This window comes from Bacillus sp. AK25 (assembly GCF_048270685.1).
Lineage (GTDB): Bacteria > Bacillota > Bacilli > Bacillales > Bacillaceae > Bacillus > Bacillus altitudinis.
Map to the genome: position 1 here is coordinate 3516875 of NZ_JBLUWC010000001.1, position 14532 is coordinate 3531406.

At 41.1% G+C, this 14532-nt stretch carries 13 protein-coding genes; 4 read left to right on the forward strand and 9 right to left on the reverse strand.

Annotated features, from left to right (window positions below):
• The first annotated feature begins 303 nt into the window (after nt 1-303).
• A complete protein-coding gene (locus ACNO7B_RS18215; protein WP_007498042.1) occupies nt 304-1641 on the forward strand; it encodes an amino acid permease in 1338 nt (445 codons plus the stop codon).
• 219 nt (nt 1642-1860) lie between these two features.
• Here the strand turns inward: ACNO7B_RS18215 and ACNO7B_RS18220 are convergent, their stop codons facing one another.
• The 8 genes from ACNO7B_RS18220 to ACNO7B_RS18255 all read right to left on the reverse strand — a co-directional run bounded on the left by ACNO7B_RS18220 (nt 1861) and on the right by ACNO7B_RS18255 (nt 9745).
• Nucleotides 1861-2961 carry a DNA alkylation repair protein gene (locus tag ACNO7B_RS18220; RefSeq protein WP_417901868.1) on the reverse strand — a complete coding sequence of 367 codons (1101 nt, stop codon included), beginning with the start codon at nt 2959-2961 and terminating at the stop codon, nt 1861-1863.
• Nucleotides 2962-3069: 108 nt separating this feature from the next.
• Entirely contained in the window at nt 3070-4398 is a 1329-nt protein-coding gene (locus tag ACNO7B_RS18225; protein ID WP_048002495.1) for a GntP family permease, read from the reverse strand.
• A 24-nt stretch (nt 4399-4422) separates the two neighbouring features.
• On the reverse strand, nt 4423-5967 hold the full coding sequence (gntK, locus tag ACNO7B_RS18230) for a gluconokinase (protein ID WP_417901796.1): 1545 nt from the start codon (nt 5965-5967) through the stop codon (nt 4423-4425).
• Nucleotides 5968-6152: 185 nt separating this feature from the next.
• Nucleotides 6153-6986 (reverse strand): MurR/RpiR family transcriptional regulator, encoded by an 834-nt coding sequence (locus ACNO7B_RS18235; protein WP_038475582.1) that lies wholly within the window; start codon nt 6984-6986, stop codon nt 6153-6155.
• A 116-nt stretch (nt 6987-7102) separates the two neighbouring features.
• A complete protein-coding gene (locus tag ACNO7B_RS18240) occupies nt 7103-8038 on the reverse strand; it encodes a nucleoside hydrolase (protein WP_417901797.1) in 936 nt (311 codons plus the stop codon).
• 93 nt (nt 8039-8131) lie between these two features.
• On the reverse strand, nt 8132-8620 hold the full coding sequence (locus tag ACNO7B_RS18245; protein WP_410684167.1) for a DUF1433 domain-containing protein: 489 nt from the start codon (nt 8618-8620) through the stop codon (nt 8132-8134).
• 78 nt (nt 8621-8698) lie between these two features.
• Entirely contained in the window at nt 8699-9181 is a 483-nt protein-coding gene (locus ACNO7B_RS18250) for a DUF1433 domain-containing protein (protein WP_025208257.1), read from the reverse strand.
• A gap of 63 nt (nt 9182-9244) precedes the next feature.
• The gene (locus ACNO7B_RS18255; RefSeq protein ID WP_341299125.1) at nt 9245-9745 is read right to left on the reverse strand and encodes a DUF1433 domain-containing protein; all 501 of its coding nucleotides are present in this window, start codon (nt 9743-9745) and stop codon (nt 9245-9247) included.
• A 115-nt stretch (nt 9746-9860) separates the two neighbouring features.
• On the opposite strand from ACNO7B_RS18255, the gene ACNO7B_RS18260 reads away from it, so the two are divergent.
• The 3 genes from ACNO7B_RS18260 to ACNO7B_RS18270 all read left to right on the forward strand — a co-directional run bounded on the left by ACNO7B_RS18260 (nt 9861) and on the right by ACNO7B_RS18270 (nt 13527).
• Nucleotides 9861-11345, forward strand: coding sequence for a lipase family protein (locus tag ACNO7B_RS18260; RefSeq protein ID WP_417901798.1), 1485 nt, complete (start codon nt 9861-9863; stop codon nt 11343-11345).
• Nucleotides 11346-11357: 12 nt separating this feature from the next.
• Entirely contained in the window at nt 11358-11768 is a 411-nt protein-coding gene (locus ACNO7B_RS18265; RefSeq protein ID WP_048002499.1) for a hypothetical protein, read from the forward strand.
• An 82-nt stretch (nt 11769-11850) separates the two neighbouring features.
• On the forward strand, nt 11851-13527 hold the full coding sequence (locus tag ACNO7B_RS18270; protein WP_417901799.1) for a hypothetical protein: 1677 nt from the start codon (nt 11851-11853) through the stop codon (nt 13525-13527).
• A 16-nt stretch (nt 13528-13543) separates the two neighbouring features.
• Here ACNO7B_RS18270 and ACNO7B_RS18275 read toward each other — a convergent pair whose 3' ends face one another.
• Nucleotides 13544-14443 (reverse strand): LysR family transcriptional regulator, encoded by a 900-nt coding sequence (locus tag ACNO7B_RS18275; protein WP_017359912.1) that lies wholly within the window; start codon nt 14441-14443, stop codon nt 13544-13546.
• Nucleotides 14444-14532: the final 89 nt, after the last annotated feature.

Here is a 14532-nt window from a genome sequence, read left to right on the forward strand (position 1 = left end):
CATTCTTCCATAATTTTTTTGAAATATTTTACAGTTATAAATAATTCTTTATTAGGACTTTAGTAATACAAAAGATATATCGACAAAAACTGAAAATTGTTTATGTCAGAATGAAGGCAAATGATCATTTTTTCACGAAGTTTCAGATTTTGGGGATGGGTCATGGAAAGGATTTATGGAAGAAAACGGCTCATTTGATAGAATCAACCGCCTATTTTGTCTGAAAAATCTCTTTTTTTATATTGACACTGACCGCTCGAAAAAAGAAAATGGAACATAAGCATTTTAAAAAAGGAGAACGTCATGAGCGCGAATCAGGAACAACACGAATTAAAAAAGCTTTTATCGCCGCGTCATATTCGCATGATTGCGATGGGCGGGGTCATTGGTACAGGAATCTTTAAAGGAAGTGCCGATACAATCGGCTTAGCAGGTCCTGGAGTCATCTTTTCCTATGTATTTGCTGGATTGCTTCTTCTTATTGTCATGGCGGCTTTAGCTGAAATGGCCATCGTCTACCCGGGAAATAACCTTCGCGACCTCATACAGATTGCGCTTGGTCAACGTTTTTCATTTGTTGTCGGATGGGTTTACTGTTTTATGTGGCTCACTGTATGTGTCATTGAAATCATTGCAGCGGGGAGTTTACTTCAATATTGGATGCCAAACGTACCTTTATGGTCTTTATGTTTACTTTGCTCGCTCTTAGTCATCGGAATTAATTTAAATAATGTAAAATACTTTGGTGAAATTGAGTTTTGGTTCGCTGGAATGAAGATTTTCGTTATTATTGTGTTTATTATTCTCGGTGCTGCATTATTATTTGGAATTATTCCGAGCGAACAAAGCACGCCTGTTCTCACCAATTACCAAAACTTTGTCCCGAACGGATGGGGTGCTGTCTTTGCCTCATTATTAGTGGTGATCTTCTCGTATGGAGGCTCTGAATTGATCGGGCTGACCATTACAGAAACAAAGGATGCAGAAAAGGTATTACCTGGTGTTGTCAAAAGTATGATGTGGCGCATCATCTTGTTTTACACACTGCCGATTTTGATTATTTGTGGACTCATTCCTTGGAATCAAATTGATCCGAATAACAGTCCTTTTGTCCAAGTCTTTTCAGCAGCTGGCATGCAGGGTGCCTCTCACTTCATTAATTTCGTCTTAATTACAGCTGTTCTATCTGCCGCCAACTCTGGTATTTACGGTACGACGAGAATGATTCATTCTCTATCTAAATCAGACGGCGGTCCAAAAAAGCTGGCACAGGTCAACAAAAGAGGTGTACCTATTTTAAGTTTATGGGTGACCGTTCTGTTTCTTTTAATCGGAACATTCTTTGCTTACTTGTACCCAGATCAAATTTTCAGCTATATGCTGGCTATTCCTGGTTTTGCGGTTTCTCTTATTTGGATCAGCATCTGTCTGGCACATTTGAAACTGCGTCCAAGATATCCGCAGGAGCCGTATTTCAAAGTTTGGTTATTTCCGTATTTCACTTTATTTGCTGGTCTTGTACTCAGTGTCAGTTTTGTTCTGTTCCTATTCAGACCAGAGAACTTACCTAGCTCGATTATCAGTATCGGTTTCTTAGCAGCCGCCATCATTGCTTCATTTTTAATGAAAAAGAAAGCTTAGAAACGCAAGTAAAAACCCGCCTCAGTGGCGGGTATCAAATTGTTGACAAAGGGCTAAAATGAACTTGATTTTAGCCCTTTGTCTTCTTTTCAGCGTGATAGAAAACCTTTGCAGTCTAGGAAGGACGAGTACTGGCGCGGAGCGAATTTGACATTCGTGAGCACCAGCGCGCAGGACTGACACCGAATGCGAGGGTTTGTCTACACGCTGAAACCCGCCTCAGTGGCGGGTTTTTTCATGAGCAGCTGCTGTGACTTCAAAATCAACAGACGCTTTTGGGATGCCGTTGATGATGATGGTTAATGTATGAATGCCCTCATAGTGCTTTCTCGTTGTCATATTTTGAAACGACTGTGACCGGACAAATTCTCTATGCAGCGCCGATCCTGTTTCAAATTCTGTGATTTTAAATACCTTTTGATGGCGTGTACCACGAGCTTTCACGTAATCAACGGCATACTCTACGCGCAGCTTTAATGGCTTATCAACCTGAAGAATAAAATGAAAGGTCAGCTTCTCTCCAATACGAACGGGGTCTTGCGTCACCTTCAAATCCGTTACTTGGATAGACGGATCATCTCCATAGCCAAATAAAGCCATGATATCTGGATCGCCTTTTTTCAATAACGTACGGGATGCATGTTTGACAATCCAGTTTGTATGTTCATTGGTTCCATACCAGCTTTTGACCATTTGCTTCATGAGGTCTGGCTGAATTGCAGAAATATCATTTAAATGATTCGCCACACTTTTTTGCACATACTTGGCCGAATCTGACTTCAAATTTTCTAAAATGGGCAGCGTGACAGAAGGGTCCTTTTTCAGCGCAGGGACGGATAATCCCCACGGCAAACGAGGCCTGCATCCTTCACTAGCGAGACGGCGAATATGTTCATTTTGATCCTGTGACCACACAAGCATCTGCGCCAGCATTTTCTCTTGATCTTGTATGAGAAAAGGTCGAACGGCAAATTCAGCAGTGGAAAACGGTGTAAAGAATTCAAGTGCTTTGATCGAGATATCCCAATGGTCAACACCATATGTCTCGATGTAGTCTGGAAATACAAGCGCACTGAGCCCTGTAAAATGCGGTGCTGTCTGACGCAGTACATCGATTGCCTTCTCATAATCCTCAGGCAGACAGGCGTGCATCGATTCAGTTACTCTTCTCATTCGTCCTTTCAACTCCAGCTGCTCCCAATCCTCTTGAAACACGAGCTGCTGAAAGTGATCAGCATCAAATACAGTTGACCCTTGCGCCAGTTTTTCTGCTAAATGTTGAATAAATGGTTCATTATATACATGTTTTAAAGGTTCGATCGTGTCCGCCTCCCATAGTCAATATCATTATTTTATCCTAAATAATCAAAAGCCGCATAACAACAAGCCAAAAACAGCCCAATCCCGAAGAATTGAGCTGTTGTCCCGTTATATAAACATATTAATAATCATAATAAATGCAATGGCGCTAACGGAAATGATGGTCTCCATAGCCGTCCATGTCAAGAACGTCTCTTTGATGGTCATACCAAAATACTCTTTGATCAGCCAAAAACCAGAATCATTGACATGAGACAAAATCAGTGAACCCGCTCCTGTTGCTAAAACAAGCAGCTCTCTGCTCACATCCGGCATGGATGCAGCGATTGGGGCTACAATTCCGGCCGCTGTCATCATGGATACTGTAGCAGATCCTGTTGCCACACGAATAACCGCAGCAATCAGCCAGCTAAGTAAAATCGGTGAGATTGGGGAGTGTTTGGCTAAATCAGCAATATAATCCCCAACGCCTGAATCGATCAATACATTATTGAACGCTCCGCCTGCACCAATCACAAGCAGAATGGAAGCGATCGGTCCCAAACATTCGTTACTAAATGACAGCACTCGGTCACGGCTCATCCCTTGTATAAAGCCAAGACTAAAGAAAGAATACACGGTCGCAATCAATAAAGCTGTTATGGGATCTCCAATGTACTTGAACATCTGATACCACATACTATCCTCTGGCAAAATAATGTCCGCCAATGTGGCAAGTAGCATAAGAATGACCGGCACCAAAATGGTAAACATCGTATTTGCAAAACCAGGAAGCTTCCGATCAGCATGTCGTTCCGTGAATTGCTTTCTGAGCATCTCTGGAACTGGTTTATGTATTCGTTTTCCAATCCACTTACCGTACAGCGGTCCAGCGATAATAGCTGTTGGCAAACCGACGATGATTGAAAAGAAAATCGTTTTCCCCACGTTGGCATGATAGATGCCTACTGCTGCCATTGCAGCTGGATGAGGCGGGACTAACCCATGCACAACAGACAAGCCTGCGATTAATGAAATCCCAATCGTCACGAGCGAAATACCCGTTTCAATCGCAATGGTAAAGAGTAAGGGAATGAGAAGAACGAATCCGACCTGGAAAAAGACAGGTATCCCCACGATAAAGGCTACAAACATCATCGCCCAATGCACATTCTTCGTCCCAAAACGACTGATGAGTGTTTGAGCGATCCGCTCAGCGCCCCCTGACTCAGCCATCATTTTCCCAAGCATGGTCCCAAGTGCTAGCACAATCGCCAGTAATGATAACGTGTTCCCTAATCCCGTTTTAATTGATTGAATGATTTCCTGTAAATCCATTCCTGTAGCAAAACCTACTAGCATAGAGGTAATGATCAAACTCACAAACGGATTCAACTTAGCGACTGTAATGAGAATGAGTAAAAGGACAATCGCCGCAATCACAATGAATAAAAGCATGTTCTCCCACCTTTTCCCCGATGTTTAACGATTTTGTTTTAATTGCAACGCACTAATGACATCAAATTCATCCTTCAGTTTGTCATAGAGACGCTCATATAAATAAAATAGCTCTATGTATGTTTCGTTGTTCTTCATATTTGGTTCATGGCGGGCAGAAATACGAATCCATTCCTGCACCTCTTCTATCTCTTCCATATGACCTAAACTATGAAGTGCAAGGACAGCCCCCCCAAGTGCGGAAGCCTCGTAGCTTTCTGGAACGAGCACTTCTCTGCCCATCGTATCTGCCAAAATCTGTCGCCATAGAGGGGATCTCGCAAATCCACCAGAAGCCCTGACATCCTTCGCTGGACCTGTTAAATCTCTTAGTGCCACACCGATCGAGAAAACACTCATAATGACGCCTTCTAACACGGCTCTAATAAAGTGCTCGCGCTTATGCTGAAGACCAATCCCAAAGAACGTGCCTCTTGCGTTTGGATTCCAATAAGGTGCTCGCTCACCTGTTAAAAATGGTAGAAACAGCAGTCCTTCTGAGCCAGCTGGAACCTTTTCTGCAATATCAATCATCAGATCGTAAGGGTCTACACCTAGACGCTTTGCTACCTCCACCTCTGACGACCCAAATTCATCCTTCAGCCATCTCAGCATAATCCCGCCGTTATTGGTCGGCCCTCCGACCACCCAATGCTTGTCCGTCAATGCATAGCAAAATGTTCTTGATTGCTCATCTGTAATTGGCTGATCTACGACTGTACGTACTGCACCACTTGTCCCAATCGTGACTGCTACCTCACCTTTGCCAATCGCACCAACACCAAGATTCGCTAGGACACCGTCATTTGCACCCACAACAAATGGTGTATCTTCTTCAATGCCCATTCGCAGCGCAATTTCTGGCTGAAGCCCACGCAGCTGATGCGTCGTTGGAACAAGTTCAGACAGCTGATTCACCTGAATTCCTGCAATGCGTAGTGCCTCATCGTCCCATTGAAGCGTTTCCAATCGGAACAGTCCTGTTGCTGATGCGATTGAATAATCGACCACATACTGACCAAAGAAATGATAAAGAACATACTCTTTGATGGAAATGAATTTTGCTGCCTGATTGAAGACGTCAGGTGTCATTTCCTTGATCCATCGTATTTTTGAAAGCGGTGACATTGGATGGATCGGTGTTCCGGTTCTTTTATAAATTTGAAAGCCATCTAAGTCCGTTATGATTCGTTTCGCTTGTTCTGCACTTCTGTTATCAGCCCAAATGATACTGTTTGTTAATGCTTTTCCATTCTCATCCATGACGATTATGGAATGCATCGCCGTACTAATTCCCACACCTATGAGGTTTTTTGCATCAAATGCTGCTTTCGTCAATGCGCCTCTTACACTCGCAATCACAGCATCTAAAATATGTTCAGGGTTCTGCTCAACCCATGCTGGCTGGGGGTGAATGAGGTCATAAGGAACAGAATGCTTTGATATGACTTTCCCCTGTGGTCCAAATAGAACCGCCTTTGTACTTGTTGTTCCAATATCCAAACCAATTACCGCCTGGTTTCCCTTCATCTGTATCACGCCCAATCATTGATTTGAAATAAAGTGTCGTGGTGCCGGTGTACCTGATAAATCCCATTATAGGAATATTTTTTTCGACATTCAACAACCAAAAAGAAAATAATTTTCATTTAAAACCTTAGAATCGTTACCACAACAGCATTTTTCACTAATAGAAAAATTAATTTTTGAAACCATTACACTCTTTTTTGAGAAATGGTTTCTCTCATTTGCTTTAAGTTTGTTAATGTTTCCTGCTGCCTTAAATGTGCAAGCGCAAAATATAGCACATCAATCACAGTAAGCTGGGCAAGCCTAGCGGACATCGCTTCCGTTCGGAAAGCCGTTTCTTGCGTTGATGTATACAGCGTGACATCTGCAAGCTGACTCAATGGAGAACGCTGATAGCTTGTAATGCCAATGGTTTTCGCTCCTTTTTCCTTAGCTGTTTTCATCGCATCCAGTAAATCCTTATTTCGACCAGAATGAGATATACCAAGCACAGTGCTCTTTTGATCAAGCAGACCTGCCGACATCGCTTGAAAGTGAGAATCTGTATGAACAATACAGTTGATGCCTGTTCTCATAAATTTGTGAAAAGCATCTGTGGCGATGAGACCAGACCCACCGCTGCCATAAAACTCTAAGCGCTCTGCTTCATGGATTAATTGTACGGCTTTTTCTACATCTTCTGGATTCAACAATTGAAAACTATCCTTTAATGCAGTGATGTTTGCCTGAAATACCTTTTGCATAAAAATGGCAGTATCATCGTCAAGACTCATCTCTTCATCTACATAATCAGGCTTCGTTTGGTCTATTTCCTGGGCAATAGCAATCTTCAAATCTTGATACCCCTCAAATCCAAGCCTTTTACAAAGACGAAAAATCGTTGCCTCTGAGCTCGCTGTCTTTTTGGCAAGCTCGACAATCGACAAATGGATGATGTCGCGGGGCTCACTTGTAATGTGCTCAGCAATTGCTTTCAGTTTTGGCGGCAATCCTCTGCTTGCTGCCCTTATCTTATCCATACTACTTAAACTGACAGAAGCCAATTGACTTCACTCCTTCCTCATTCATGTGAGCGCATACATTTCCTCATGTTCCCATCTTATAAAAAAGAAGCCTGTTTGCACAGACTTCTTTTTTAAGAATTCAAGACTTTGATCATTAAATCAAAAAACCCTTTATCATCTACATCCATACACACTCGAAGATTGCGATCTTTTCCCCATTGATGCTGAAAATCACATATCATTTGACCATCGCAGAACTCACTCTTCGTCTCCACTTCTACATGAAACGCCTGTGTATTCACAAGTTGTTTATCAATTGCAAGACTTACAGCAAGCGGATCATGCATAGCACATGCCCACACCCCATTCCGCTCAAAATAGCGCTGGCGGTAAATGCTTGTGCTCTCTCTGATATAATTGGCTAACGTTTCATTTTGAATGACATCAATTCTCTCATCCGTTAACAAGACCTGTCTTGTGACATCCAGCCCTACTTGAGTCAATGAAGGGAAACCAGCCTCCAGCACCACTTTCGCCGCTTCTGGATCTGCATATGTATTAAATTCCGCAACCGGTGTGACATTCCCCTGTCCCTGCACGACACCCCCCATAAAAATGACTTCTTTTACGTGATGAATCAGCTCAGGGCATTTTTTTACCGCAAGGGCTAAATTCGTTAACGGCCCTGTCAACACAAGCGTAACCTGCTTCGAATACTTCAGCACTTGGTCAATGATAAAATCAGGCGCAAAACCTTCATCTGCGGTCTTCTTAGGCCGGGCGTCCTTTAAAGCGCCGCCAATTCCATCCTTCCCATGCACCCGATGTTCATAATGAGGGGCTCTCAAAAGAGGCGTTACTGCACCTTTGATGACAGGGATTTCCTCTGCCTCAACCAGCTCAAGCACTTTACACGTATTCAACGTAGCCGCTTCAACAGACACATTCCCGCACACCGTTGTGATCCCCAACATATCAAACCGCTTACTTTTCACTGCAAGCAAAATACCAATCGCATCATCAATTCCAGTGTCTACATCCAAGATCAATTTCTTTTTATTTGCCATGTTTGAAAGCTCTCCCTTGTTTGTAAGTGTTGTTAGGGGAATGATAGCATATTTTCAAATTGATTTAGGGAATCAATCGGCTTTGTTGACTTGTTATTTCACTTTTTCTCCAATGTCTTTCAAATATTGTTCGCGTTCTTTTTTGGAGAGATCTTTTAAAAAATTCTCTTTTAATTCCGGTTCATCTTTATATTTTTCCCAGTCCCTAAAACGAATTGATAACTCGTATGAATAACTCATTGAACTGATTTCTTTTGTTCTATACTTTAATGAAGCGGAGAACTCGTACTTTTCTGGCTCATCATTTATATATCCTCTAATTACGATGTAGCCCATTGGATCAATAGTTACCCTCTTCTTAAACGTTATGGTCTTAATAAAGTGATGGATGTCTTCTTTGCGTAAACATTCTTCTATTTTAGGCTTCATTTTTTCTGCAAGCTCTTCTGCTTTTTCTTGATCGCTCTTTTCTTTTACCACATCATTTGGTTTACTTTGCTTATTGTGCTGAGTGATTAACGAAGTCACTGAGACAATGATGATAACGACCAAAACAGATACAAGTTTTAAAGTATTTTTCATACAACGCAACACTCCTTACAATCAAAACTTCTCAATTAATGATAATAAAAAAATAAAACAGGTGGGTAGACACCTGCTTCACTCTTTTTCTCCAATGTCCTTGAGATATTGCTCTCGTTCTTTTTCAGAGAGTCGTTTAAGATAGTTTTCCTTTAATTCTGGTTCATCTTTAAATTTATCCCAATCTTTAAAACGATATGACAACTCAGGATCATAACTCATTGAACCGATTTTTTTAGCTCTATATTGTAAAGAAGCTGAAAATCCGTACTTCTCCGGTTCATTATTTATATAGCCATCGATTATAATATCCCCCATAGGATTGATGGTCACATCTTTTTCAAACGTTATGGTTTTAATAAATTTATGAATATCTCTTTTGTGCAAGTGCTCTTCAACCTTGGGTTTCATCTTCTCTGCAAGTTCTTCTGCTTTTGCTTGATCACTCTTTTCCTTGACCGCATTATTAGATTGAATATGCTTAACCTGAACGATTAACGAAGTCACTGCGACAAGGATGACTACAAACAATACAGATAAAAGCTTTATTGTGTTTTTCATGTCTACCGTTGCCACCTTCTTAATAATAAAAAATAAAAAACAGGTAGGTGATTACCTGTTTTATTATTTTTCTCCAATATCTTTAAGATACTGTTCACGTTCTTTTTCGGAGAGTCTTTTAAGATAGTTTTCCTTTAGTTCAGGTTCATCTTTGAATTTATCCCAGTCTTTAAATCGATAAGATAATTCAGGAGAAAAGGTCATGGTACCTACTTCCTTAGATCGATATTCTAATGATGCAGAGAAGTCATACTTTTCTGGGTTACCATTAATATACCCTCTAATTATTATATAACCCATTGGATTAACATTTACTCCCTTATCGAACGTAATGGTTTTAATAAAGTTGTGAATATCTATTTTATGTAAACGTTCTTCTACTTTCGGTTTCATTTCTTCTGCGAATTCTTTTGCTTGTTCTAAATCGTTCTTCTCTTTCACGATTGTTTCACCTTCTGATTCATTCAATTTTTTTTCTTTATCTTTTTGAAAAACAAGTGATAATACTAGAATAAAAACGATAGTAATCAAAACAATCAGTACAACCTTAAATGTATTTTTCACAAAAAATATCCCACCTTTTAAATATTCAATCGATAGGTTTTTATACCTTTTTTTATAGATATTTACCATACAATATCTTATAATATACATGATTATTATTACAGGAGTGTAAATGTTGACCAAAAGATATGCAATTAATCAACTTAGCGATAAAGAATATAATGAAATATCATCAGCATCTTATGATATCTTCAACTATGAAAATTCTAAAGATATACACTTGAAAAATGGTAAAATAATGTATGTTGTTGACCACCAAGAAACAAAAAAAGGTCTTAACTCACTAACCCTTGTATCAGAAGAAGATTTCGAGCGCTCCGATGGCGGAAAAGACCTCACCAAAATCAAAAACGCCGTCATCGCCTACCGCGGCTCAGAACCGATTGGCGCAGGCCAATATAAAGATACCATTAAAAAACATGGAAAAAAAGAGTCAGATGATCTTCTTTCTACCATTTTGACAAAGCTGCCTCCTTTTAGCCAGTCACAGACGTCAAAGGAAGTCACGACGAAGATGACGACAGGGACAACGACCTATACAAATGAGATTGTACAAGATTGGTTGATTTCAGATACGAAGTATTTGATTAAAAATATCCCCTTTGAACACGGTGCAGAGAATCAAATGGTGCAGGCGGACCGGTATGCAAAAGAGATCCATAAGAAAATGCCGAATGCGAAGATGTATGTGACAGGGCATTCACTTGGCGGATCAAATGCTTCTTATGTTCTTGTCAAAAATGATTTTATTCAAGGCGGGGTCACCTTTGAGAATCCGAATATTTACCCAAATCTATCGGATGGTCTGCAAGCCAAAGCATTAAAAGGTGATTACCGTAGTAGATTAACAGAATATATCAATCTCAATGACGGGCTATCTCTCTTAAATCGTCATACGACAGAAATCGGTCGTGTGAAAGTGATGTATGATGCCGCTTTACCTGAAGGCGTCGATTACACTGAGGACTCCTCAAAGGCCGTCCAGTTTATGAAAAATCTCCTCAATCGGGCAATGAGTGTGAACCCTTCACTTGATGCGAATTTATTTCTTGAAGCCCTCGCCGGCAGCCATGGCTTAGACCGGTATTCCTTTTCGTCAGATGGCTCCGTTCAAACCATTGATGATATGTTGAGAAAAAACCCTTCTCTCACTGCCGCCATGTTACATCAATTGAGCCAATCAAATGTCCATCCGCAAAGTGTGGTAGCGATTTTAATCAAGTCGCATGTTCTCATGAACACAGGTCGTACATTCTCTACATATGCCGAGCACCATATGCAGCAAATCATTCGCAAAATTGAGAAACTCGATGACAAAGTGGATCAATCGGTGGAACGCGTTCGTTCAAGATACAAACAAATTGTCGGTTTTGGTTCGTATGACCAGCTGACGGCTTCAGATGTGGATGCTGTGATTCGCCACTTAAAAACAGAGGGTCTTGAAAATGAGTTCTATTCGGTCAAAAAATATGATGCAGCGATTGATCATGCGATGGATATGAAAAGGTGGATGGACTCAATATCAGATGATATGAGCCAGCTAGGAAAACAATACCACGATGCAGATACGGCCCTAGCCAAGAACATGGGTATTTCTTAAGGAGAACGATAAATGGAATTTTCAAAGAAACAACCAACAGACGCAGATCGTTTTTTGCAGAGAGTGACAGATACGCATACATCTAGCTCCATCTTCTCTAAAGCAAACTTTAACACGGAAGACATGACACCAGCAGAGCTGGCTGCTTTAAAAGCAAAAATCAAAGAAGAACAGAAAACAGCGCTGATCAGAGCCATCCGGCATCAACTTCAAAATGAATTTGCAGAGGACCGTCAAGAAGCCAAAAAAATAGTAGATCTGATTGATGACCTTCTGATTAACGTGTACAAACATCAAAGGAACATCCAAACCCATATGTCAGGTGAAGCCATTGACGCGTTAATAGAGAAAATCGAAAAAAGACTCACATTTTTTGAGCTTAAAGAAGATGTTCAATCAGCCATTGATTCGATCGGCATTTAAATGAACCTTCCATCCGGTGAATCTTTTCCCCGTCTCACTCGTATATACTAAAAGAGTGATTGATTTGAAAGGAGATCTGTTTGTGGGATATATGTTGTTATTTTCGGTTGTGATCGGTCTTGTCCTGATCCTTTTGCTCACACCACTCAGGTTAATCGTTAGAAAGAAAGGGACTGAACAACAGGTGCCGCTTATGTGGATTGCGGGACTGGCACTGCTGTTTATCATCGGGATTTTCGGCTTCTACTACATCACCAATTTAGACCGCAACCCATCATCACTGTGGCTCATTGGACTTGTTGTGACAGCAGCAGGTGCCTTTTTATCAGTGGGATTGGAGCGGAAGATCAAGGGCGTTTTATTTCTCATATTATTGTTGCTCGGTGTTTATATGGCAACCGCTTTTCTATTCAATGCAAATGAGAAATTCGACGTGTCTAAAATGGATCAAAAAGTCGAAATCAAAGCGTTTGATGAGACAGAAACACCTGCGAGTGTACCACCGCAATTTGCTCGCAATAAGATGAAGAAATCGTTCGGACAGGTGCCAAACACGAGCTACTACGAGCTTGGCAGCTTGCAAATTCAGAAGGTCAATGGTGAGTATGTGTATATCGCACCCGTCGAGTTCTCCGATTTCTTTAAATGGATTCGTTCTGGTAGCACACCAGGTTACTTTACATTAAGTGCGACCGACTCATCTGCCAATCCAAAGTTTGTGAAAACCGAGATGGTCTATACGCCTTCTTCCTATTTCAATAAGGAAATTGAGCGGCATATCCGTCTTCAGTATCCAGATTTGATTTTCTATGGAGATACGCAGCTCGAGATCAATGATGATGGCAAGCCTTATTACATCCAAACATTTGGAGATTTCATCTCTGCACGAAACGGGTTTAAAGCTTCAGGTGTGGTTGTTGTGGATGCCAAAACGGGTGAAACGAAGAAATATTCCTTAGACAAAGTACCAGCCTTTATTGATGGCGCTGTTTCGCCAGAGGCCGTCAGTCTGCAAAATAGTTACTTCGGCAACTATGTTCATGGTTTCTGGAACAGTATGTTTGGAAAATCAGATGTGAAACTGCCTTCAGACGAGGGAACGGAAGCCAATGTAAGTCCAGTGTTTGATTCAAAAGGGGATATGTATTACTTCACAGATTTCACCAGTCCAAAAGAGGGCGTTGATTCCATGCTCGGGTATGCACTGACAAATGCCCGAACAGGAAAAGCTACGTATTATACGGGTAATCTTGAAGAATCCTACATGGATTCACAGGGAGCTTTGCAAATTATTGAGAAACGATTTATCGAGAAGAAATGGAAGGGCCGCATGCCGATTCTTTATAATTTCTACGGGGAAGCCAGCTGGCTTACACCTGTTCTCGATTCAAACGGGTTCCTGCAAAACTACTTTATTGTTTCGGCAGCCAATCCTGAGATCGCCGCATACGCTTCTACACCAAATGAAGCACTAAGAGCCTATAAAACAGCTCTTCAAAAAGGCGGCGGTACCGTCAATAGTTCATCAAAGCAAGAAAAGAAAGAGTCAACAGGTAAAGTGAAAAGGGTGTATAAGGAAAAGACCGGTGATTATACAACCGTCACCTTCTTACTAGACGATGGGAAAAACTACACCATGTCATCTGAAAAAGAGCCTCTTATTATTTATTTAAAAGAAGGGGATCAAGTCACCATGAAGTACACAGATACAGGTGAGATTTTCCTACCAGTCGATGAAATCAACATCAAAGGATTATAAAAAAAAGACGTTTCTCCTACTGCGGAGAAGCGTCTTTTCTCTCTTTTCTCAACAACTCAACAAGCAATTCCTTATTCTTATTCCCACCTGTCATCGGGGATTCAACATATGAAAATGTCCGTTTAAAGTCCATTCCCCTCACAGAAATGACAGCCAATTCTCCGCCAATGCTGCCCCGCTGGAGCACATATTTAGATAAAACAGACAGCCCCATTCCATGAATGACAGCTTCTTTAATCGCTTGATTGCTGCTAAATGTCACAAAGGTCCGCGCTTTCAGTCCATTTGATTTCAGGACGTGCTGTAAGTATTCTCCTGTCCCAGATCCTTCTTCTCTTGTGATCCATGTTTCATTTTGCAATTGATCAATGGTGACATCCTTTTTCTTTGCAAACGGATGGTCTAATGGGGCAACGATATACAGTTCATCCTCTAGAAACGTTTCCACAGAGAGTTCTTTGTCATTGGTTTGTCCTTCAATCAGTCCGATGTCGACATGGAACAACCGAACATGTCTAGCGATCGCCTCTGTATTATCAATGACTACCTCAATATCAACATGCGGATAAAGCTGATGAAATTGTGCCAAAATTTGCGGTAGCACATACTCCCCAATGGTAAAACTCGCTCCAATCGTGAGCTTCCCTCGTGCCAGATGATGATGCTCATAAATATCCTGCTTCGCCTGTTCATATAAACGAATGATTTGTTTTGATCGATGGTACAGCATATCCCCAGTTGGCGTCACCGTTAATTGCTTTGGCGAACGATTGAGCAGAACCGTCTGAAATTCCTGCTCCAAATTCTTAATGTGAAGACTGACACTCGGTTGAGAAATCCGTAGCTTCTGAGCTGCTTTTGTAAAGTTTTTCTCTTCTACCACTGTCACAAATGTCTTCAGTGCATCATAATACATCTGTCCCTCTCCTATCAGAAATCTTAATCCTACATCTTCAATACATATATCTTACTAATTCCTTTCGAGATCGTAAAGAACAGTCTAAA

Coding starts and splice junctions, on each gene's coding strand:
- ACNO7B_RS18215 (WP_007498042.1), top strand. CDS start 304: ATGAGCGCGAATCAGGAACAACACGAATTAAAAAAGCTTTTATCGCCG.
- ACNO7B_RS18225 (WP_048002495.1), bottom strand. CDS start 4,398: ATGCTTTTATTCATTGTGATTGCGGCGATTGTCCTTTTACTCATTCTC.
- gntK (WP_417901796.1), bottom strand. CDS start 5,967: ATGAAGGGAAACCAGGCGGTAATTGGTTTGGATATTGGAACAACAAGT.
- ACNO7B_RS18235 (WP_038475582.1), bottom strand. CDS start 6,986: ATGGATAAGATAAGGGCAGCAAGCAGAGGATTGCCGCCAAAACTGAAA.
- ACNO7B_RS18240 (WP_417901797.1), bottom strand. CDS start 8,038: ATGGCAAATAAAAAGAAATTGATCTTGGATGTAGACACTGGAATTGAT.
- ACNO7B_RS18245 (WP_410684167.1), bottom strand. CDS start 8,620: ATGAAAAATACTTTAAAACTTGTATCTGTTTTGGTCGTTATCATCATT.
- ACNO7B_RS18250 (WP_025208257.1), bottom strand. CDS start 9,181: ATGAAAAACACAATAAAGCTTTTATCTGTATTGTTTGTAGTCATCCTT.
- ACNO7B_RS18265 (WP_048002499.1), top strand. CDS start 11,358: ATGGAATTTTCAAAGAAACAACCAACAGACGCAGATCGTTTTTTGCAG.
- ACNO7B_RS18275 (WP_017359912.1), bottom strand. CDS start 14,443: ATGTATTATGATGCACTGAAGACATTTGTGACAGTGGTAGAAGAGAAA.